This is a genomic window from Arthrobacter bussei (assembly GCF_009377195.2).
Taxonomy (GTDB): Bacteria; Actinomycetota; Actinomycetes; order Actinomycetales; family Micrococcaceae; genus Arthrobacter_D; species Arthrobacter_D bussei.
In genome coordinates this window covers 404,303-424,415 of sequence record NZ_VJXX01000002.1, presented here as the reverse complement: position 1 = coordinate 424,415, position 20,113 = coordinate 404,303, and the positions used below count along the sequence as shown (strand labels likewise).

At 71.1% G+C, this 20,113-nt stretch carries 16 protein-coding genes and 1 riboswitch; of the genes, 13 read left to right on the top strand and 3 right to left on the bottom strand.

All coding sequences use genetic code 11. The features are described 5' to 3' along the window. Positions 1 to 10 precede the first annotated feature (10 nt). Positions 11 to 487 (bottom strand): DUF3093 domain-containing protein, encoded by a 477-nt coding sequence (locus tag FNH21_RS10210; protein ID WP_152814819.1) that lies wholly within the window; start codon positions 485 to 487, stop codon positions 11 to 13. Between the two features lie 243 nt (positions 488 to 730). On the opposite strand from FNH21_RS10210, the gene dut reads away from it, so the two are divergent. From dut to FNH21_RS10190, 4 genes are all read left to right on the top strand, one after another. Next, positions 731 to 1,225, top strand: coding sequence for a dUTP diphosphatase (gene dut, locus FNH21_RS10205; RefSeq protein WP_152814816.1), 495 nt, complete (start codon positions 731 to 733; stop codon positions 1,223 to 1,225). A gap of 130 nt (positions 1,226 to 1,355) precedes the next feature. After that, positions 1,356 to 2,282, top strand: a complete 927-nt coding sequence (locus tag FNH21_RS10200) for a DUF3710 domain-containing protein (protein ID WP_152814813.1) — start codon at positions 1,356 to 1,358, stop codon at positions 2,280 to 2,282. Between the two features lie 170 nt (positions 2,283 to 2,452). Beyond that, positions 2,453 to 2,692 carry a hypothetical protein gene (locus FNH21_RS10195; RefSeq protein WP_241743152.1) on the top strand — a complete coding sequence of 80 codons (240 nt, stop codon included), beginning with the start codon at positions 2,453 to 2,455 and terminating at the stop codon, positions 2,690 to 2,692. Positions 2,693 to 2,715: 23 nt separating this feature from the next. Next, positions 2,716 to 3,549, top strand: a complete 834-nt coding sequence (locus FNH21_RS10190; protein WP_152814810.1) for a DUF3159 domain-containing protein — start codon at positions 2,716 to 2,718, stop codon at positions 3,547 to 3,549. Here FNH21_RS10190 and FNH21_RS10185 read toward each other — a convergent pair. After that, complete coding sequence (locus tag FNH21_RS10185; protein WP_152814808.1) at positions 3,546 to 4,232, bottom strand: potassium channel family protein; 687 nt, start codon at positions 4,230 to 4,232, stop codon at positions 3,546 to 3,548. The two genes, FNH21_RS10190 and FNH21_RS10185, sit on opposite strands and share 4 nt — an antisense overlap. Next, the gene (locus FNH21_RS10180; RefSeq protein WP_191931837.1) at positions 4,229 to 4,900 is read right to left on the bottom strand and encodes an NAD-binding protein; all 672 of its coding nucleotides are present in this window, start codon (positions 4,898 to 4,900) and stop codon (positions 4,229 to 4,231) included. The genes FNH21_RS10185 and FNH21_RS10180 overlap by 4 nt, the downstream gene beginning before the upstream one ends. 113 nt (positions 4,901 to 5,013) lie before the next feature. Here FNH21_RS10180 and FNH21_RS10175 point away from each other — a divergent pair, with 113 nt between their 5' ends. From FNH21_RS10175 to proB, 9 genes are all read left to right on the top strand, one after another. Then, positions 5,014 to 6,990: an APC family permease gene (locus FNH21_RS10175; RefSeq protein ID WP_338403234.1), complete on the top strand. Its 1,977-nt coding sequence runs from the start codon at positions 5,014 to 5,016 to the stop codon at positions 6,988 to 6,990. A gap of 9 nt (positions 6,991 to 6,999) precedes the next feature. Then, positions 7,000 to 8,352: a class I SAM-dependent RNA methyltransferase gene (locus FNH21_RS10170; RefSeq protein WP_152814805.1), complete on the top strand. Its 1,353-nt coding sequence runs from the start codon at positions 7,000 to 7,002 to the stop codon at positions 8,350 to 8,352. Between the two features lie 130 nt (positions 8,353 to 8,482). Beyond that, entirely contained in the window at positions 8,483 to 10,456 is a 1,974-nt protein-coding gene (gene dxs / locus FNH21_RS10165) for a 1-deoxy-D-xylulose-5-phosphate synthase (RefSeq protein ID WP_152814802.1), read from the top strand. A 421-nt stretch (positions 10,457 to 10,877) separates the two neighbouring features. Continuing rightward, a complete protein-coding gene (locus FNH21_RS10160) occupies positions 10,878 to 14,441 on the top strand; it encodes an Rne/Rng family ribonuclease (protein WP_152814799.1) in 3,564 nt (1,187 codons plus the stop codon). A 203-nt stretch (positions 14,442 to 14,644) separates the two neighbouring features. Beyond that, positions 14,645 to 14,758, top strand: a riboswitch (TPP riboswitch). Further along, positions 14,750 to 16,330: a bifunctional hydroxymethylpyrimidine kinase/phosphomethylpyrimidine kinase gene (gene thiD, locus FNH21_RS10155; protein WP_241743151.1), complete on the top strand. Its 1,581-nt coding sequence runs from the start codon at positions 14,750 to 14,752 to the stop codon at positions 16,328 to 16,330. (Overlaps the previous riboswitch by 9 nt.) Positions 16,331 to 16,542: 212 nt before the next feature. Next, positions 16,543 to 16,851 (top strand): 50S ribosomal protein L21, encoded by a 309-nt coding sequence (gene rplU / locus FNH21_RS10150; protein ID WP_043444935.1) that lies wholly within the window; start codon positions 16,543 to 16,545, stop codon positions 16,849 to 16,851. A gap of 55 nt (positions 16,852 to 16,906) precedes the next feature. Continuing rightward, positions 16,907 to 17,167: a 50S ribosomal protein L27 gene (rpmA, locus tag FNH21_RS10145; protein ID WP_028280075.1), complete on the top strand. Its 261-nt coding sequence runs from the start codon at positions 16,907 to 16,909 to the stop codon at positions 17,165 to 17,167. A gap of 126 nt (positions 17,168 to 17,293) precedes the next feature. Further along, on the top strand, positions 17,294 to 18,877 hold the full coding sequence (obgE, locus tag FNH21_RS10140) for a GTPase ObgE (protein WP_191931836.1): 1,584 nt from the start codon (positions 17,294 to 17,296) through the stop codon (positions 18,875 to 18,877). Between the two features lie 4 nt (positions 18,878 to 18,881). Next, a complete protein-coding gene (gene proB / locus FNH21_RS10135; protein ID WP_191931835.1) occupies positions 18,882 to 20,045 on the top strand; it encodes a glutamate 5-kinase in 1,164 nt (387 codons plus the stop codon). Positions 20,046 to 20,113: the final 68 nt, after the last annotated feature.

Here is a 20,113-nt window from a genome sequence, read left to right as displayed (position 1 = left end):
GAACGCGGTGTCAGCCCTCGAGCGCGGCCACGAGGCGCTCCGGCGTGCGCGAGGAGGCGAGCCAGTAGGGCGTCCGGTCGTCCGGATCGAGGACCTCCACCCTGACCACCGGTGAGATCCACCCGCGGATGCACAGATAGGCGAGCCCGTTCAGGCCGCGGCCGCGCTGGTACGTGGCGTCGTCGCCCGTGAACCATTCCGCGGTCCCGAGGTACCGGCGTTCGATCGTGGCCCGCCCCACCGTCAGTGTGGTGGGAGTGACGGTGATGCGCGGGGTGGACGTGAACAGCAGGGTGAAGACGATCGCGGCGACGACGGCGGCCGCCCCGAACCCGACCTCCATCGAGATCGGCGCGAACATGACGATCGTGGCCGACGAGAATCCCGCCGCGATCAGCCAGATCCACGGCGACGGCCAGAGCCGCTCCTCGTACAGGACTGCCTGATCTGGTGTATTGCGGGGTGCTTCCCCTGGCTCGCTCGACATGACACCAGCATTCCACTTCTGGGCGGCGACCTCATCCCGACGGCCGGAAAGGCGTTCGGCCGGACTCCGGGGCCGTGCCGAAGACTGTCAGGTGGGGCTCCGGCAAAGGCGCTACAGTGGGGTGCTGGTCACCGGGGGAGGTGCTCGACGGAGCCGTGCACGCATCCTCACCTCCGTGCCGGCCGCGTCCTCGTCGACCGGCACGTCACCACAGGGTCATCAAGTACATCAAGGGGTGCATCGATGAGTACGCAGCAGGGCCTTCCGGTCCGCATCCGGTTGCTCGACGACGGCCTCGAGCCCCCGTCGTACGCCACCGAGGGGGATGCCGGAGCGGACCTCAGGACCGCAGTCGACGTCGTCGTCGCCCCGGGCGAGCGCGTGCTCGTCCCGACGGGCGTGGCGATCGCACTCCCGGACGGCTATGCAGGCCTGGTGCACCCCCGGTCGGGGCTCGCCGTCCGCCACGGCCTGACGATCGTCAACGCGCCGGGAACCATCGACGCGGGCTACCGTGGCGAGATCAAGGTCTGCCTGCTCAACACCGACCGCACCGAGTCCGTGCACCTCTCCCGCGGCGACCGAATCGCGCAGCTGGTCATCCAGCGCGTGGAGCGGGCGGTGTTCGAGATCGTGGACGAGCTTCCGGGCAGCGCGCGTGGGACCGGTGGATTCGGCTCGACGGGCGGCTTCGGCACCATCGACGCGCAACCCGCCGTCCTTCCCGCGGGCGGCTGACCGGGCGGAGCCCGCCCCCGGATCCGTGCGGAGACCCACGGCAGCAGCGATCACGACCTACAGTCACAGACAGACTCCTTCGACATACAGATTCGACATACAGACCACGGCATCAGGAAAGGGACCCGGCATGGCTTTTGGGCGCCTCAGGAAGAAGAAGCAGGACGACGCGACCGGCGAAGCGGCGGAGACGACGAGCGACGCCGTACAGGCGACGCCGGAGGACAGCGCCCCGGCGACGACCGCTGCCGCTGCCGGGTCCGACGACGCGGCGGGACTCCCCTCCTCGGACGAGGATCCGACGGAGGGTGCGCCGGACAGTGCGACGGACGATCTGCCGGCAGGGGGCGAGGGCGTGGCCGGTGATGCCGCAGCGCCTGCCGCTCCCACCGCGTCTGCCGTCCCCGCCGGGCACGTCTCCAGCGCGGACTACGATCGGACGGTTCTCGGGCCGTTCGACGTCTCCGAGCAGAACACCGACAGCGGCTACATCGATCTCGGCGCCCTGAGGATCAAGGCCGCCGAAGGACTGCAGCTGCGCCTCGAGGTCGAGGAACGCAGCAAGCGCGTCATCGCCGTGACCCTGGACCTCGGTGGTTCCACCCTGCAGCTGCAGGCCTTCGCGGCGCCGAAGACCGAGGGTCTCTGGGACGAGATCCGCGAGCAGATCGGCGTCTCGGTCGGGTCCCAGGGTGGAACGGTCGAGGAGCGCCCGGGACGGCTGGGCACGGAACTGCTGGCCAAGCTGCCCGCGCAGCTGCCCGACGGCCAGGCCGGCTACCGCGTGGCGCGCTTCGCGGGCATCAACGGACCGCGCTGGTTCCTGCGGGGTGTCTTCGGCGGGCCGGCCGCGCTGGAGCAGAATGCGGCCGCCCCGATCGAGAGCCTGTTCCGCGACGTGGTCGTGGTGCGCGGTGACCATCCGCTGCCGCCACGCGAACTGCTGCAGCTCAAGCTGCCGAAGGACGCCGCCGCAGCACCGGCTCCCGCTCCCGAGTCCCGCCGGCCGGACCTCAATCCGCTCGAGCGCGGCCCCGAGATCACCGAGACCCGCTAGCTCCGGTGCCCGCCACGACCGCCCTGCCCGGGCCCGCCGATCCCCCCGGGCCCGAGCATCGGTCGGCGCACGGCACGCTCCACCACGCCCATCGCCCAGGCTCCGTGGCGGCCTCCCCGGCGCCGTCCACGTCCGCCCTGCCGACGCGGGGAAGGATCAAGGCGCACGGGGTGATCGAGCGGATCACGATCGCTCCCGTGACGGCGTCGCCGTCGTTCCGGGCGCTCGCCCGCATCGAGTGGGACGGCGCCCACGAGTCGGTGCTCATCGTGTGGATGGGCCGGCGCCGCGTGCCGGGCGTCGAGGCAGGCGTCACGCTGCGGTTCGAGGGCATGCTGAGCCGCGTCGCCGGCACGCCCACGGTCTACAACCCCCGCTACGAGATCTTCGGGCGTCCAGAGGAGTACTGAGGAGTACGAATGAGTGTCCACGCATGAGCACCCCGGAGCAGTCCCCGGAGCACGGTCCCGAGCAGCATTCGGAGCAGCTCCCGCAGCAGCGTCCGGAGGGCGCCGCAGCTGCGGCGCCTGCGGCGGATCAGCGCGCGGTGGGCCCCACGGCGGCGGACCTGGCGACGCAGTACGCCGCGACGTCGGGCGTGCGTCGCAGCGACGACGGGCAGATCGACGTCCTCTCGTCGATCGGCGGGGTGCAGGGACTCGCCGAGAGCATCGCGCCCGGGCTCGTGTTCACGCTCGTCTTCACGTTCGCGCGGGATCTCATGGTGTCCCTCGTCGCGGCCCTCGCTGTCGCCGCGGTCTTCACCGTGATCCGCCTGGTGTCGAGGAAGCCCGTCACGCAGGCCCTCGCCGGCCTGGTCGGTGTCGCATTCTGCGCCTTCGTGGCGCTGAGGACGGGGAACGCCGAGGACTTCTTCCTCCCGGGGTTCTTCATCAACGGCGCCTACATCGTCGCGATGGCCGCCTCCGTGCTGTTCCGCTGGCCCTTCGCCGGGCTCCTCTTCGGATTCATCCGCAACGAGGGCATCGAGTGGCGGAAGGATCCGCAGCGCGTCCGCGCCTACTCCCTCGCGACGTGGATCATCGTCTCGGTCCTCGCCCTGCGCCTCGCGGTGCAGGTACCCCTCTACCTCGTCGAGAACGTCGCCGCCCTCGGCTCGACGCGCGTGGCCATGGGGCTTCCGCTGTACGCCCTCGGCCTGTGGCTCGCGTGGGTCGTGTCACGTCCTGCGGCCGCCACGCCTGCTGCGGCGGACGCCTCCGGTCAGGGACCCGCGCCGGACCCGGCCGGGCCCGGGCGCAGCTAGCGCTCCTCCTCCGGGTCGCCGTCGCTCCGTGCGGAGAGCGCGACCCTGAGTTCGTCCTCCGCCGCGATCGCCGCGAGGAAGAACATCTCGTCGCCGCCCTCGACGACGTCGTCAGGACTCGGCGTGATGGGGGAGTCATCGCGCAGGACGGCCACGACCGCGCACTCCGCAGGCAGGCTGATGCTGCCGATCGTCCCGCCGACCAGCGGCGAGTCCTGGGGGACCGTGAACTCGACGATCGAGGACATGCCGGTCTGCAGGGTCAGCAGGCGCACGAGGTCGCCGATCTCCACCGCCTCCTCCACGAGCGCCGTCATGAGGCGGGGCGTGTTGACAGCCACGTCGACGCCCCACGAGTCGTCGAACATCCAGTCGTTCTTGGGGTTGTTGACCCGGCCCACGGTCCGGCCCACGCCGAACTCGCTCTTGGCGAGCAGTGACACCACGAGGTTCACCTTGTCGTCGCCGGTCGCGGAGACGACGACATCGGCCTCGTCCAGCCGTGCGTCCTTCAGGGTGGTGAGCTCGCAGGCGTCGCCGATCAGCCACTTGGCCCCCTTCAGCCCGCTCCGCCCGATCACCTCGGGCTTCTCGTCGATCAGGAGGATCTCGTGCTTGTTGCCGAGCAGTTCCCGGGCGATGGACGAGCCGACGCTCCCGGCCCCGGCGATGACGACCCTCATGACTCCTCCTTCGGTGCGGCCGCGAGGATCCGTCCGATCTCGTCCGTCGCGGTCGTCTTCATCATGGCGTGCAGGATGTCGCCCTGCTGGTAGCTCGTCTCCGGAGTCGGCAGGATGCCCTCGCCGAAGCGCGTGATGTACGCGATGCGCACACCGCTCGCTATCTCGATGCTGCGCAGCGGCCGGCCGAGCCAGGCGTCGCTCAGGGCCAGTTCGGCCAGGATCAGGCGCCCGGACGTCTCGCGGAAATCGCCGTTGATGGTCTGTTCCGGGAGGATCCGCCGGAGTACCTGGTCCGCGCTCCAGCGGACGGCCGCCACGGTGGGGATGCCGAGGCGCTGGTAGATCTCCGCGCGCCCCGGATCGTAGATGCGGGCGACGACGTGGGGGACGTGGAAGGTCTCGCGGGCCACGCGCGTGGCGAGGATGTTCGAGTTGTCACCGCTCGACACCGCGGCGAACGCATAGGCGTCGTCGATCTCTGCGTATTTCAGGGTGTCCCGGTCGAAGCCGACCCCGGTGACCTTGCGGCCGCCGAAGGAGGAGCGGAGGCGACGGAAGGCGCGGTCGTCCTGGTCGATGATGGCCACCGAGTGCCCGGATTCGTCGAGCGTGTGGGCGAGGCTGACACCCACCCTGCCGCACCCCATGATCACAAAATGAGCCACCGAGGGCACCCCTGATTCCTGGTCTGTTCGTCGTGGAGATCCTGCTGATCCGTGCTGTACCAGCCCCAAGCCTAGTGGCTGGCCACCCGCGCGGACGCGCTAGTCTGTGGGCTGTGCTGACTTTTCTCGAGGCCGTCAAGCGGGTGCTGGTGGGCAAGCCGTTCGCCAGCGACAGGCTGAGGAACAGAAGCCTTCCCAAGCGCCTCGCCATGCCCGTCTTCTCCGCGAGCGCCCTCTCCTCCGTGGCCTACGCGCCGGACGAGATCCTGTTGACGCTCGCCCTCGCCGGGGTCGCCTCGGTCGCCATCTCGCCCTGGGTCGGGCTCGCCGTGATCGCGGTCCTCCTCGTCGTCGTCGCGTCCTACCGGCAGGCCGTGCACGCCTACCCCTCCGGGGGCGGAGACTACGAGATCGCGAAGCGGAACATCGGTCCCCGTGCGGGCACCACGGTGGCCTCCGCGCTCATGATCGACTACCTGCTGACCGTCGCGGTCTCCGTGTCCGCGGCCGCGCAGTACGTCGTCTCCCTCGCCCCGGCGCTGGAGGACGCCAGGATCACGCTCGCCGTCCTCGGCGTCGCGGTCCTCGTCCTGCTCAACCTGCGGGGCATCACGCGCGGCGTCCGCGCCCGGGCCGTGCTGACCTACGCGTTCCTCGCCGGTATCGCCGCACTCTGCGTCACCGGGATCGTCCAGTCCGCGACCGGGACCCTGGCGCAGGCTCCGAGTGCCCGCTTCGAGATCGTCCCGGATGCCGCCTTGGACGCCGGTCTGGTCGGGCTCGCGGGGGCCCTGCTGATCCTCCGCGCGTTCTCCGCGGGCGCCGCCGCCCTGACCGGACTCGAGGGCCCGGGCTCCAATGTGCCGCGCTTCGAGGCGCCGCAGGCTCGCAACGCCGCGACGACGCTCGTCGTCCTCGGGATCGTCTCGGCCGCGATGCTCGCCGGTGTCATCTACCTCGCCAATGCGGCGCGCGTCCACGTGGTCCAGGACCCGTCCCGGCAACTGCTGCTCGACGGCGGACCCGTCCCGGAGGACTACATCCAGGCGCCGGTGGTGAGCCAGCTCGCGCGCACGGTGTTCGACGCCGGTTCGCCCGCCTTCTACCTCGTCGTCGCGGCGACGGCACTGATCCTGATGCTCGCGGGTCATGCGGCCTTCAACGCCTTCCCCGTCCTCGCGTCGATCCTGGCCACGGACGGGTACCTCCCGCGGCAGCTCCGTACGCGCGGTGACCGGCTCACCTTCACCAACGGGATCCTCGCGCTCGGCCTCGGCGCCGTGGTGCTCATCCTCGTGTTCCGCGCCGACGTCACGGCTCTGGTGCAGCTGTACATCGTCGGGGTGTTCGTCTCCTTCACCGGCGGTCAGCTCGGACTCATCCGCCACTGGAACAGGACGCTGCGGAGCACCGTCGGGGCGCAGAACCGCTGGGCCATCCACAAGTCGCGGGCCATCAACAGCCTGGGCTTCGCGCTCACCGCGGCGGTGCTCGTCGTCGTCCTCGTGACCAAGTTCGAGTACGGGGCCTGGATTGCCGTCCTCGCGATGGCCGTCCTCTTCGCGGTGATGCGCAGCATCAAGAAGCACTACGACGCCGTGGCCGCCGAACTCGCGATCGACGACGCCGTCAGGCTGCGCGCGCTCCCGTCACGCGTCCACGCGGTGATCCTCGTCTCCCACCTGCGGAAACCCGTCCTTCGCGCGCTCGCCTTCGCGCGGGCGTCACGACCCTCCCGCCTGGACGCGGTCACGGTCGACGTCGACCCCGAGCAGACCCGCCGGACCCTCGCGGACTGGGAGAAGTACGAGATACCGGTCCCCATCACCGTCCTGGCCTCGCCCTACCGCGACACCATCACGCCGATCCTCGACTACATCAGGACCATGCGCCGCGACTCCCCGCGCGACCTGATCGTGGTCTACATCCCCGAGTACGTCGTGGGAAAGTGGTGGGAGCAACTGGTCCACAACCAGACCGCGCTGCGGATCAAGGCGCGCCTGCACTTCGTCCCCGGCGTGATGGTCGCCAGCGTGCCGTGGCAGCTGGCGTCCTCCGACGCGGCGCAGATCTACCAGGACCTCAAGTAGGAAGACACCATGACCGACGCAGCACCAGCCGCCGCCGCCCCGTCGACGGGGGAGCAGACCGGTCCGCCCACCGCGGAGCTGACCATCGGGCGCCCCGCGCACGGCGGGCACTTCGTCGCACGGCACGAGGGCCGCGTGGTCTTCGTCCGGCACGCGCTGCCCGGTGAGCGTGTCCGCGTCCGCTTCACCGACACGGCCGACGACGCCAGCTTCTGGCGGGCCGACGTCGTCGAGGTCCTCGAGGGCTCGCCCCATCGGGTGGACCACGTGTGGCCCGTCGCGGATGCCCTGCGCGCCGCCGCCCGCGGGCGCTCGGCGGTGGGCGGCGCGGAATTCGGACACATCGACCTGGCGGAGCAGCGGCGCCTGAAGTCCGCCGTCGTCGAGGAGCAGCTCTCGCGGCTCGGGGGGACCGACCGCGCGGTCGTCGTCGAGCCGGCGCCCGGGGAGTCGGAGGACGGCCTGGGCTGGCGGACGCGGGCGGCCTTCGCGGTCGACGCCGCGGGCCGGCTCGCGATGCATCTCCACCGCTCGCACGAGGTCCTGCCCGTCCAGGAGATGCCCCTCGCCGTCGGGCCGGTGAACGCGCTGCGTCTGTGGACCCTCGATCTCAGCGGGATGGAGCGGGTCGACGTCGCCGTCCCCTCCGGCGGCGGGGAGCCGCTGGTGCTGCTCGTCCCCGCACCGGGCACCACGCCGAAGCGCGTCGGCACCGTCGCCGCGTCGATCGACGGCGCGTCCGTCGGGGTCCTCGATCCCGCATCCGGCCAGGTGCAACGGCTGAAGGGACGCACGTGGCTGCAGGAATCGGTGCTCGGTACCGACTACCGGGTCACCGGCGCCGGGTTCTGGCAGATCCACCGCGGCGCACCGGAAGCCCTCGTGTCGGCGGTGCTGGACGGACTCGTCCCCGCGCCCGGGGAGCGCGTCGCGGACCTGTACGCGGGCGCCGGTCTCTTCACCGTCCCGATGGCACGCGCCGTCGGACCGGACGGTGCGGTCCTCTCGGTCGAAGGATCGGCGGGCACCAGCCGGGACGCGCGCCGCAACCTCCACGGACAGGGCCACGTGTCGATCGTCCAGGGGAGGGTCGACGCCGTCCTCGGACGCCGGACGGACCGGCTCGACATCGTCCTGCTCGACCCGCCGCGTGCGGGGGCGGGGAAGAAGGTGGTGCGGCAGATCGCCGCCGCCCGTCCGAGGGCCGTCGGGTACGTCTCCTGCGACCCCGCGTCCTTCGCGCGCGACCTCGGCTACTTCCGGGCGGCAGGCTGGACGCTGGACAGCCTGCGCGTCTTCGACCTGTACCCGCACACCCACCATCTGGAAATCTTCGCCCGTCTGCTGCCACCTGCCGCCTGACGGCTCGGGAGGGACGCAAGCCCCGGGCTTGCCGTGCCGTCAATGGCACCCCTGGGGAGGCCCGAACGTTAGGGTTAAGGTCAATCACGGGTGGTCGACCGCCCGTGCCGAACGAAGCGAGGAGGCGCCGATGGGACTCTTGGAGACGATCAACGGCCCGCAGGACCTGAGCAAACTGACCGCCGTGCAGCTGAAGGCCCTCGCGAAGGAGATCCGCAGCTTCCTGGTCAGCACCGTGTCCCGCACCGGCGGACACCTCGGTCCCAATCTCGGCGTCGTCGAACTGACGCTCGGCATCCACCGCGTCTTCGACTCGCCGCGTGACAGCATCATCTTCGACACGGGCCACCAGTCCTACGTGCACAAGCTCGTGACCGGGCGTCAGGACTTCAGCACCCTCCGCCAGCAGGGCGGCCTCTCCGGGTACCCCTCCCGCGCGGAGTCGGTGCACGACGTCGTCGAGAGTTCCCACGCCTCCTCCTCCCTCTCCTGGGCCGACGGCATCTCGCGCGCCCGCGCCCTCAACGGCGAGGGTGACCGCTACACCGTCGTGCTCGTCGGCGACGGCGCGCTCACCGGCGGCATGGCGTGGGAGGCCCTCAACAACATCGCCGCCGACAAGCGCCGGCGCGTGGTCATTGTGGTGAACGACAACGGGCGGTCCTACGCGCCCACCATCGGCGGAGTCGCCGACTATCTCGCCTCGCTGCGACCCACGCTCGATTCCGTCCGCACCCACCGCGTCTACGAGCGCACGCTCGACTGGGTCAAGCTCCGCATGCAGAACGGGGGACCGGTCGGGGAGTTCAGCTACAAGAGCCTCCACGCCATGAAGAAGGGCATCAAGGACTGGTGGGCGCCCCAGGGCCTGTTCGAGGACCTCGGCATGAAGTACGTGGGTCCGGTGGACGGTCACGACCAGGCGGCCGTCGAGCAGGCCCTGCACCTCGCCAAGAACTACGAGGGGCCCGTGATCGTCCATGCGATCACCGAGAAGGGTCACGGCTACGCTCCTGCCCGCGCCCACGAGGCCGACCAGTTCCACGCCGTCGGCATCATCGACCCGGAGACGGGCGAACCCGTCGACGCCGCGGGCCAGCAGTCGTGGACGTCGGTGTTCGCGAACGAGATCGCGGACATCGCGGACGAGCGTCCGGACATCGTCGGCATCACCGGCGCCATGCTCATCCCCGTCGGGCTGCATCGCTTCGCCGCGCGGCACCCGGACCGCGTGTTCGACGTCGGCATCGCCGAGCAGCACGCCCTCACCAGCGCGGCCGGCATGGCCTTCGGCGGGCTCCACCCCGTCATCGCCCTCTACGCGACGTTCCTCAACCGGGCGTTCGACCAGCTGCTGATGGACGTGGCCCTGCACAGGGCGGGCGTCACCGTCGTCCTCGACCGCTCCGGCGTCACCGGGCCCGACGGCGCCAGTCACCACGGCATGTGGGACCTCGCCCTGCTGCAGGCCGTGCCCGGCCTGCACCTCGCCGCTCCGAGGGATGCCTCCCGACTCCGCGAGGAGCTGCGCGAGGCCGTCTCGATCTCCGACGCGCCCAGCGTGGTCCGCTACTCCAAGGGGTCGGTCGGCGCCGAGGTCGAGGCGGTCGAGCGTCTCGACGACGGCGTGGACGTGCTCTCGCGCCGGCCCGCCGGCTCACGCCACAACGACGTCCTGATCGTGAGCGTCGGGGCCATGAGCGAGCTCGCGCTCGACGTGTCGAACCGGCTCGGCGCCCAGGGCATCAGCTCCACCGTGATCGATCCGCGATGGCTGCTGCCCGTCCGCCGGTCGGTCATCGACCTCGCCGCCGAGCACCGGATCGTCATCGTCATCGAGGACGGCGTCCGCGCAGGCGGCGTCGGATCACGGATCCGCCAGGAGATGCGCTCGGCCGGAGTCGACACCGCGCTGAACGAGGTGGGTCTCCCGGTCGAGTTCCTCGACCACGGCTCGCGCAACCAGGTGCTGGATCGCGTGGGGCTGACCGCGCAGCAGATCACGCACGACGTCGTCGCCCAGGTCCTCGGCACGAAGGTACCGGTCGCACGCCCGCTGGCCGAGGACACGGCCCCGGCGACGGGTCAGTTCCCCCAGCGCTGAGCCCTCCGGCTCGTCAGGCTCCGCGGGCGCGGCTCAGCTCCGCGAGCAGGTCCGGCCCGGCGCGACGGTCCTTCCGAGGGGCGGTGTGAGACAATGACGAAGGCCGGAGAGGGAACCACATTCCCCCGCCGGTCCAGTGACAGGCTTCCGTTCCGCGAGCGATGCTTCTGCCCTCCCGAGTCCGCCCCACCGGCGGAAGGAGGCGGAATCCGCTGGGGGGACCCACCGTCCGCAAGGGCGGCTGAGGTGGAAAAGCGCCACTGGTCTCCGAGTGATTCCGCACCCGATTGACGGTGTGACCTCGGACGACATGACAACGACTTCCGGTCTGCCGCCGGGCGAAGGGCCCGCGGCCGGCCGACATACCGCCCTGGTGGGTGCCGGAATGTGGCCGGTGCCGCAGGGGTTTGGAGCGAGACCCATGGATCAGTCAGAACTGCAGGGGAACGAACAGGACCGCACGGAAGCGCCGGTGACCACTCCGGAGGTCGCCGCGGACACCGCCCCGCCGAAGGCCCCGAGGAAGCGCCGGGCGGCGAGTGCGCCGGAAGGCGCCCCACCCGCCCCGCCGTCGTCCCCTTCCGAGGCCGTTGCAGCCCCTGTGCGGAAGAGGGCGACCCGCGCCCGCAAGCCGGTCGTCGTCACCGACGAGACCTCCGCACCGGAGTCCGCCCCTGCCGCGGGCGTCGCTGATCCCGCCGACACGTCCGCTGCTGCTGCGTCTCCTGCACCCTCGGCAACTCCCGAGGAGACGGAGGGACCGACGGGTGCAGCACCCGCACGCGCGCCCCGGACCCGCCGTCGTGCCGCGACCGCGGAGGCCGGACCGGCCCGTGCCGTCGAACCCGCCGCACCGGCACCGATCGGGCCAGGCAGCACCGCGGACGCCGGTCTCGCACAGGGCCCCTCCTCCCATGCGGTCGCCCAGGCCGCCTCCACCGCTCCATCCGACTCCACCGTGTCGTCCGGCAGTGCTGCGGCGCCCGTCGGAGCAACGGCGTCGGGCACGTCCGTGGGCGACGGGGACGCGGCGTCCCCTGCCGAGGAGAAGACTGTCCGCACCAGGCGGACCGCCACCCGCAGCCGTCGCGCCTCCGAGCCCGTGGAGGCCCCGACGACGGACACGGTCGCAGACGCGTCCGCGCCCGGCAGCGCACCGCCGGACACCACCACGGAGGCCGCAGCGACCCGCCCCGCGACACGGCGCACCTCCCGGAGGTCCGGTCGCGTCGCGGCGCAGGGCGACGTGCAGGGCGACGCGCAGGTCGAGGCGGCGGCACAGGCGGACGCACCCGCCACCGGAGCACCGTCCGAGAGCGCCGGGCAGCCGAGCAACCAGGCAGACCCCGCCGCCGAGGTGGATCCGGCCGATGGCACCGAGAATGCGCCGGACGAGTCGACCCACCGATTCGACCCGTTCGCCGTCCCCGAATCGCCCCTGTCCCTGCTCTTCCACGCGCCCGACCTCACCACGGTCACCGTGCCGTCCGTCAAGGTCGCGGCACCCCGGGACGAGGACTCCGAGGAGGACGACACCGAGGACGCCGGGCGACGCTCGCGTCGCAGTCGCCGGACCAGGAGCCGCACGCGCGGAGACGCGAATGCGGATTCAGCGACCGGTGCTGCCGAGGGCGGGTCCGACGCCGAGGGCTCCGACGATGACCCGCAGTCGAGCGGACCGGACGACACCACCGCCGTCACCTCGCGTCGCCGCCGCCGGCGTCGCCGTGGCGACCAGGATCTCGAACTCACCGGTGGCGAGGACGACGACCCGCCCAACACCGTCACGCGCGTCCGCGCGCCGCGCCAGTCCAGCGAGCCCGTCTCGGACCGCGTCACGAGTGTGCGCGGCTCCACGCGCCTCGAAGCCAAGAAGCAGCGTCGCCGTGAGTCGCGGGATACGGGCCGACGCCGCCAGGTGATCACCGAGGCGGAGTTCCTGGCCCGCCGTGAGTCGGTGGACCGCCAGATGATCGTGCGCCAGAGCGACGACCGCATCCAGATCGGCGTCCTCGAGGACGGCATCCTCGCGGAGCACTTCGTTTCCCGCACCCAGCAGGACTCCCTGATCGGCAACGTGTACCTCGGCAAGGTCCAGAACGTGCTCCCCAGCATGGAGGCGGCCTTCGTCGACATCGGGCGCGGCCGCAACGCCGTCCTGTACGCGGGCGAGGTGAACTGGGACGCCGCCGGACTCGACGGGCAGCCGCGCCGGATCGAGCTCGCCCTGAAGTCCGGCGACCCGGTGCTCGTCCAGGTGACGAAGGACCCGGTGGGCCACAAGGGCGCCCGCCTGACCAGCCAGATCTCGCTGCCCGGCCGCTACCTCGTGTACGTGCCCGGCGGCTCCATGACGGGCATCTCGCGCAAGCTCCCCGACGTCGAGCGCAACCGCCTGAAGCGCATCCTGAAGGACCGCCTGCCGGAGAACGCCGGCGTGATCGTCCGTACGGCGGCCGAGGGTGCCAGCGAGGAGGAGCTGACGCACGACATCAACAGGCTCCGCGCACAGTGGGAGGAGATCGAGCGCAAGTCCGGCTCGACCAAGACCCTCGCACCGGAGCTCCTGTACGGCGAGCCCGACCTCACCATCAAGGTGGTCCGCGACGTCTTCAACGAGGACTTCTCGAAGCTCGTCGTCTCCGGCGAGGACGCCTGGGACACCATCGAGGCCTACGTCATGTACGTGGCGCCCGACCTGGTGGGCCGTCTGGAGAAGTGGACGGGCGAGGAGGACATCTTCGCGGCGTCGCGCATCGACGAGCAGATCGCCAAGGCCCTCGAGCGGAAGGTGTTCCTGCCCTCGGGCGGATCACTGGTGATCGACCGGACGGAGGCCATGACGGTGGTCGACGTCAACACGGGGAAGTTCACCGGCAGCGGCGGCAACCTGGAGGAGACCGTCACCAAGAACAACCTCGAGGCCGCCGAGGAGGTCGTGCGGCAGCTTCGCCTGCGCGACATCGGTGGGATCATCGTCATCGACTTCATCGACATGGTGCTCGAGGCGAACCGCGACCTCGTGCTGCGGCGCCTTGTGGAGTGCCTCGGGCGCGACAGGACCAAGCACCAGGTCGCGGAGGTCACCTCGCTCGGCCTCGTCCAGATGACGCGCAAGCGCATGGGGACCGGCCTCCTGGAGGTCTTCGGCGAGGACTGCGAGCACTGTGCGGGACGCGGCGTGGTCACGCACATGGAGCCCGTCGAGCACCGCCATGCAACGCCCGCCCCCGAACAGCAGCAGTCTCGGCAGGACAAGATGTCCCGCAGCGAGCGCAAGCGGAACCGCGGAGGACGCGGCGGCCAGCAGCAGGACGACCTCGTGACGCCGCCTGCCGCACCCGTTGCGGACAGCCCCGACCGCGTGGCGAAGGCCGAGGCGGCCCGCGCGGCGCTCGCGAGCATCGCGGCGGCAACGCACCACGCCCACGAGGAATCTGCGGCGCACGGTGATCGGGGCGCACACACCGACGGCACGGCCGCCGACGCGGACATCCAGGTGACCGAGGCCGTGCTGACGATCAACGGCGAGACGGTGACCCTTCCGCGTGCCACCAATCGGCGTCGTGCTGCTGTCGAGGAGACGGCGGACGCTCCGGCGACCCGCCTGACCCTCGACAGCCTGAGCGAGGCGTTCGGACGCACGCCGGTATCGGGTGAGGCGCGGCAGGCTGCCCCGCAGCGTGGGGCCGGACAGGAGGCGGGGATCGCAGCGGCGCCGTCATCCGCTCCCGCCGGGAACACCCGGGTGGCCCCGGCCGCAGTGGAGGAACCCCCTGCCGTCCGGTCGCGGCCCCGCCGTCGTGTCGCCCGCAGCGCACAGGGCGCTGCAGACACCACCATCGAGACGCAGGGCGCCGAAGCCGCAGCCGAACCGGCGGGCACGCGTCATGTCGCGCGAGCCCAGGCGCCGGTGCGGACTCCCGCGACCAGCGCCGCCGAGCCGTTGATCTTCGGCGTCGGCGTACCCGCCTCGGAGCTGTAGCAGCAGGCACTGCAGGACGGGAAGAGGACCGGAGTCCGGTGGACTCCGGTCCTCTTCCGCGTCCGGGGAGGTCCGACCCCTGAGCGATGGTGGATCGCTGACCCCGGGGGCGGACCCTCGACGTCGGACCCTCGACGTCCGACCCTCGACGTCCGGCCCCTACGCCGGCCAGGGACGCCGGTCACCGGAGCTGCGCTAGGCTGACCGGTGACACGGGGTGCCCTGCCGGATGCAGGGCTGAGATCACACCCGTCGAACCTGATCTAGCGGACGCACGGCGTCCGGGGCCTAGCGGAGGGATGTCAGCCATGGAACCTCACCGAGCAGCGACGAGCCGGGGTCGCGCGCTCCCGAACGTCCTGAGCATCGCCGGATCCGACCCGAGCGGAGGAGCCGGGATCCAGGCGGACGTCAAGAGCATCAGTGCCAACGGCGGGTACGCCCTCGCGGTGGTGACGGCGCTGACCGCCCAGAACACCATGGGTGTCACAGGTGTCCACACCCCGCCCGTGGAGTTCCTGCGCCGGCAGCTCGACGCGGTGTCCGACGACATCCTCCTCGATGCCGTGAAGATCGGGATGCTGGGGAGCGAAGAGGTCGCGGACTGCGTCGCCGGATGGCTCGACGACGTCCGGCCCGCCGTCGTCGTCCTGGATCCCGTCATGGTGGCGACGAGCGGCGCGCGACTGCTCGACGACGACGCCGTACGGGCCGTTCTCCGGCTCGCTGCACGCGCGTCCCTCGTCACCCCGAACATCCCGGAGCTCGGCGTCCTGATCGGAGCGGCGCCGGCCGGATCCTGGCAGGAGGCGCTGCGGCAGGGCCGGGAACTCGCCGGACGCGTGGGGACGGCCGTCCTCGTCAAGGGCGGGCACCTGCCGGGGCCGCGCTGCCCCGATGCCCTGATCCTGCCGGGCGGGGGAGCCGGACACCCCGGTGAAGCCCTCGTGTTCGACGGACGCCGTGTGGGGACGGACAACACGCACGGGACCGGCTGCTCGCTCTCGTCCGCCATCGCCACGCGCTACGCGGTGACCGGGGACTGGTCCGCCGCCGTCCGTGAGGCGAAGGGATGGCTCGAAGCCGCCCTCGGCGCCTCGGCATCCCTGCGGGTGGGTCGGGGCGCCGGCCCCGTGCACCATTTCCATGCGCTTCCGGATCCGCGCCACCGGCAGCCGTTCACCGACCTCGCCTGGCGGGACACCGCCGGCCTCCGGCACGAGATCCTGCAGCTCCCGTTCGTCGTCGGGCTGACCGACGGCAGCCTGCCCGCGGCGGACTTCGCGGGGTACCTGCGGGAGGACGCCCTCTATCTCCGCGAGTACGCCGGCGTGCTGGCCCGCACCGCCGCACTGGCACCGACCGAGACCGAGCAGCTGTTCTGGCTCCAGTGCGCCACCTCGTGCCTCGAGACGGAGGCGGAGCTGCACCGGTCGTGGCTCGGGACGGAGCCCGGACCGCGCGGCACGGACCTGCCCGGCCCCGTCACACGTGCGTATTGCGACCATCTCGTGGCGACGACGGCCCGTGGCTCCTACGCCGAGCTCGTGGCCTCGGTGCTGCCCTGTTTCTGGCTCTATGCCGCGGTGGGGGACTACGTCCGGGACCAGGTGCGGCAGGACGGCGGCGCAGCGGAGGCGGCCCACCCGTACGGCGCCTGGATCGCGACGTACGCCGACCCCGTCTTCGCCGAGGCCACCGCCGAGGCCAAGCTGATCGCCGACCGCGCGCACCGCGCCGCCTCGCCGGACGAGCGGGACGCGATGCTCCTGGCATTCCGCTGGTCCGCCACCTACGAGCGCGACTTCTTCGACGCGCACCGCGGACCATCCGCGGACGCCGCGCCGTCCGAGCACGCTGATTTGCGGGAAGGCGTCGTCCTGCCGTAATCTTGACCCTCGGTGCATCCGCCTGTTAACGGCGTGTCCGACGGAACCTGGAGGGGCGAGGCCCCGCAGGAATCCGGTCAGGCTCCGGCAGCCCCAGGGCAGCAGCGTCGAAGACGCACAGAGCGGGCCCGGCACGGCGAACCAGTTCGCGGCCGAGGCGCACCCGAGTTTTTTCATCAGAAGTCAGATTGTCGAGAGAAGTGAGTTCCCAAGTGGTGTACGCGATTGTCCGCGCAGGCGGCCGCCAAGAAAAGGTTTCTGTAGGAGACCTCGTTACCCTTGACCGCGTCACCGGTCAGGCCGGAAGCACGTTCAAGCTTCCCGCCCTCCTTCTGGTCGACGGCGCCAAGATCACCTCTGCAGCGGAGGACCTCGCGAAGGTCTCCGTCACTGCCGAGATCGTCGAGAATCTTCGTGGACCGAAGATCGTCATCCAGAAGTTCAAGAACAAGACCGGCTACAAGAAGCGCCAGGGTCACCGTTCGGAACTGACCCGCGTCAAAATCACAGGTATCGCGTAGTCCTTCGGACTACCGATCGGTCACCTAGACACTTCAGCGAAGGCAGGCATACACCATGGCACATAAGAAGGGCGCAAGCTCCACTCGTAACGGCCGCGACTCGAACGCACAGTACCTCGGCGTCAAGCGCTTCGGTGGCCAGGTCGTCAAGGCCGGCGAGATCATCGTCCGCCAGCGCGGCACCCACTTCCACCCCGGTGCCAACGTCGGCCGCGGCGGCGACGACACCCTGTTCGCACTCGAGGCAGGTGCCGTCGAGTTCGGTACCCGTCGCGGACGCAAGGTCGTCAACATCGTAGGAGCCGCAGCAGAGTAATCTGCGCCGCGGACGTGCACGTATCGTGCACCAGCATTCGGGTGGGGTGAGCCGCTTCGGCTCGCCCCACCTTCTTTTAAGCCGACTAGACTCGGCACAGTGAAGTACTTGTAGAAGGAGACCCACGTGGCGAGCTTCGTAGACCGCGTCGTCCTGCACGTATCCGGTGGCACCGGTGGCCACGGCTGCGTGTCCGTCCACCGCGAGAAGTTCAAGCCCCTGGGCGGACCCGACGGCGGCAATGGCGGCGACGGCGGGAACGTCATCCTTCGTGTGGACCACCAGACGACAACCCTCCTCGACTACCACCACGCCCCCCACCGCCACGCCACCAACGGCGGCAACGGCATGGGTGACTGGCGCGGCGGCAAGAGCGGCGAGACCCTGGTCCTCTCCGTCCCCGACGGCACGGTCGTCAAGACGAAGGACGGTGAGGTCCTCGCCGACCTCGTGGGCGAGGGCACCGAGTTCGTCGCCGCGGCCGGCGGCCAGGGCGGGCTCGGCAACGCCGCGCTCTCCTCGCAGAAGCGTAAGGCGCCCGGCTTCGCCCTCCTCGGTATCCCGGGCGACGAGCGCGACGTCGTGCTGGAGCTGAAGTCGATCGCGGACATCGCCCTCGTCGGATTCCCGTCCGCGGGCAAGTCCAGCCTGATCGCCGCGATGTCGGCCGCCCGGCCCAAGATCGCGGACTACCCGTTCACGACGCTCGTCCCGAACCTCGGCGTCGTCGAGGCAGGCTCCACGCGCTTCACGATCGCGGACGTCCCCGGACTCATCGAGGGTGCGAGCGAGGGCAAGGGGCTGGGACACCACTTCCTGCGCCACGTCGAGCGCTGCGCGGCCCTCGTGCACGTCCTCGACTGCGCCGCGCTGGAGACGGACCGCGACCCCCTCAACGACCTCGCCATCATCGAGCGCGAGCTCGAGAAGTATGCCGTGGACATGAGCTTCGCGGGCCCCGCCGGCGATGTCGTTCCCCTCAACGAGCGGCCCCGCCTGATCGCGCTCAACAAGGTGGACGTCCCCGACGGCAAGGACATGGCCGGTTTCGTCCGGCCCGAACTCGAGTCCCGTGGCTACCGCGTGTTCGAGGTCTCCGCATCCAGCCACGAGGGCCTGCGCCAGCTGGGCTTCGCCATGGCGGAGATCGTCGAGGCGGCCCGCAAGGCCGTCGCCACGGCCCCGCCCGTGGTGGCACCCCCCGTGCTGCGGCCCCGCGGTGTCAACGCCGCCTCCTTCCGCATCCGCAACGAGGAGAAGGACGCGCTGCCGCTGTTCCGCGTGCTGGGCGAGAAGCCCGAGCGCTGGGTCAAGCAGACCGATTTCACCAACGACGAGGCCGTGGGCTTCCTCGCCGACCGCCTCGCCAAGCTCGGCGTGGAGGAGCAGCTGTTCAAGTCGGGTGCGAAGCCCGGTGACACGGTGGTCATCGGCGAGGGCGACGGCGTCGTCTTCGACTGGGAGCCGACCATGATGGGCGGCGCCGAACTGCTGGCGGGTCCCCGCGGCAGCGATCTCCGACTGGCGGAGTACATCCGGCCGACGCGCGAGCAGAAGCGCGAGGAGTACCAGGAGCGCAAGGACGCCAAGGCGGCGGCGCGCGCCGAGCTCGAGGCCGACCGCAAGGCCGGCATCTGGACCGAGTCGGTCCAGAACCGCAAGCAGCCCGCCCCTGCCCAGCAGGAGGCCGACGCCGAGTCCCAGAGCTAGGACCGTGGCGCAGGACCAGTACGGCCCGCAGCCTGCCGCCGACCGGGCAGGGCTCGCGTCGGCGCGACGCATCGTCGTCAAGGTGGGCTCGTCCTCCCTCACATCGGTGACGGGCGGGATCTCCGGCGAGGCCCTGGTAGGCCTCGCCGACGTCCTGGCCGAGCGCAGGGCACGGGGGACCGAGGTGATCCTCGTGTCCTCCGGTGCCATCGCGGCGGGCCTCGCCCCGCTGGGTCTGGCGCGACGCCCGGCCCAGCTCTCCACCCAGCAGGCCGCTGCCAGCGTGGGGCAGGGTCTGCTCATGGCCCGGTACTCGCAGGCCTTCGGCACGCACGGGATCACCGTGAGCCAGATCCTGCTCACCGCTGACGACCTGATCCGGCGCTCCCACTACGCGAACGCCCACCGGGCCATGGAGCGCCTCCTCAATTTCGGCGTAGTGCCGATCGTCAACGAGAACGACACCGTCGCCAGTCACGAGATCCGGTTCGGCGACAACGACCGCCTGGCCGCGCTCGTGGCGCACCTCGTCAAGGCGGAGGCACTCGTGCTCCTGTCCGATGTCGACGCCCTCTACGACGGCCCGCCCAGCGCGGGGGCCCGGCGCATCCCCCTCGTCGCCTCACCGCTGGACCTCGAGGGGGTCACCATCGGCAGGACCGGCAAGGCCGGCGTCGGGACGGGCGGCATGGTCACGAAGGTCGAGGCCGCCACGATCGCCGCATCCTCCGGCATCCCTGCGCTCGTCACATCCACGGCGAACGCCGCAGCCGCCCTGCGGGGGGACGACGTCGGCACCTGGTTCACGGCCACCGGCAAGCGCCAACCGATACGGCTCCTCTGGCTCGCGCACCTGGCGCGGGTGGTCGGAACACTCGTCCTCGACGACGGTGCTGTCCGCGCTGTCGGCGAGCGGCGCCGGTCCCTGCTCCCGGCCGGGGTGGTCGACGTCTCGGGCGCCTTCGAGGCCGGTGATCCCGTGCAGCTGGTCGCAGGGGACGGGACCGTCGTGGCCCGCGGCCTCGTCAACTACAGCTCGTCGGAGCTGCCACGCATGCTCGGCCGGTCCACCCACGACCTCGCCGAGGAGCTCGGCGTGGAGTACGAACGCTCGGTCGTCCACGTCAACGACCTCGTGGTCCTCCGGCAGGGCCCGGCGGCATCCTGAGCGGGCCGTGGCGGGGCGAGGGCGCTGCAGTCATCCCCTCCGCCGACGACCGCGTCACGAACCGGGTG

Bases quoted from the DNA above. Each gene is read 5' to 3' on its own strand.
- dxs (WP_152814802.1), top strand. From the start codon at position 8,483: ATGGGACTCTTGGAGACGATCAACGGCCCGCAGGACCTGAGCAAACTG.
- FNH21_RS10190 (WP_152814810.1), top strand. From the start codon at position 2,716: ATGAGCACCCCGGAGCAGTCCCCGGAGCACGGTCCCGAGCAGCATTCG.
- thiD (WP_241743151.1), top strand. From the start codon at position 14,750: ATGGAACCTCACCGAGCAGCGACGAGCCGGGGTCGCGCGCTCCCGAAC.
- FNH21_RS10185 (WP_152814808.1), bottom strand. From the start codon at position 4,232: ATGAGGGTCGTCATCGCCGGGGCCGGGAGCGTCGGCTCGTCCATCGCC.
- dut (WP_152814816.1), top strand. From the start codon at position 731: ATGAGTACGCAGCAGGGCCTTCCGGTCCGCATCCGGTTGCTCGACGAC.
- FNH21_RS10200 (WP_152814813.1), top strand. From the start codon at position 1,356: ATGGCTTTTGGGCGCCTCAGGAAGAAGAAGCAGGACGACGCGACCGGC.
- FNH21_RS10170 (WP_152814805.1), top strand. From the start codon at position 7,000: ATGACCGACGCAGCACCAGCCGCCGCCGCCCCGTCGACGGGGGAGCAG.
- FNH21_RS10160 (WP_152814799.1), top strand. From the start codon at position 10,878: ATGGATCAGTCAGAACTGCAGGGGAACGAACAGGACCGCACGGAAGCG.
- rpmA (WP_028280075.1), top strand. From the start codon at position 16,907: ATGGCACATAAGAAGGGCGCAAGCTCCACTCGTAACGGCCGCGACTCG.
- FNH21_RS10210 (WP_152814819.1), bottom strand. From the start codon at position 487: ATGTCGAGCGAGCCAGGGGAAGCACCCCGCAATACACCAGATCAGGCA.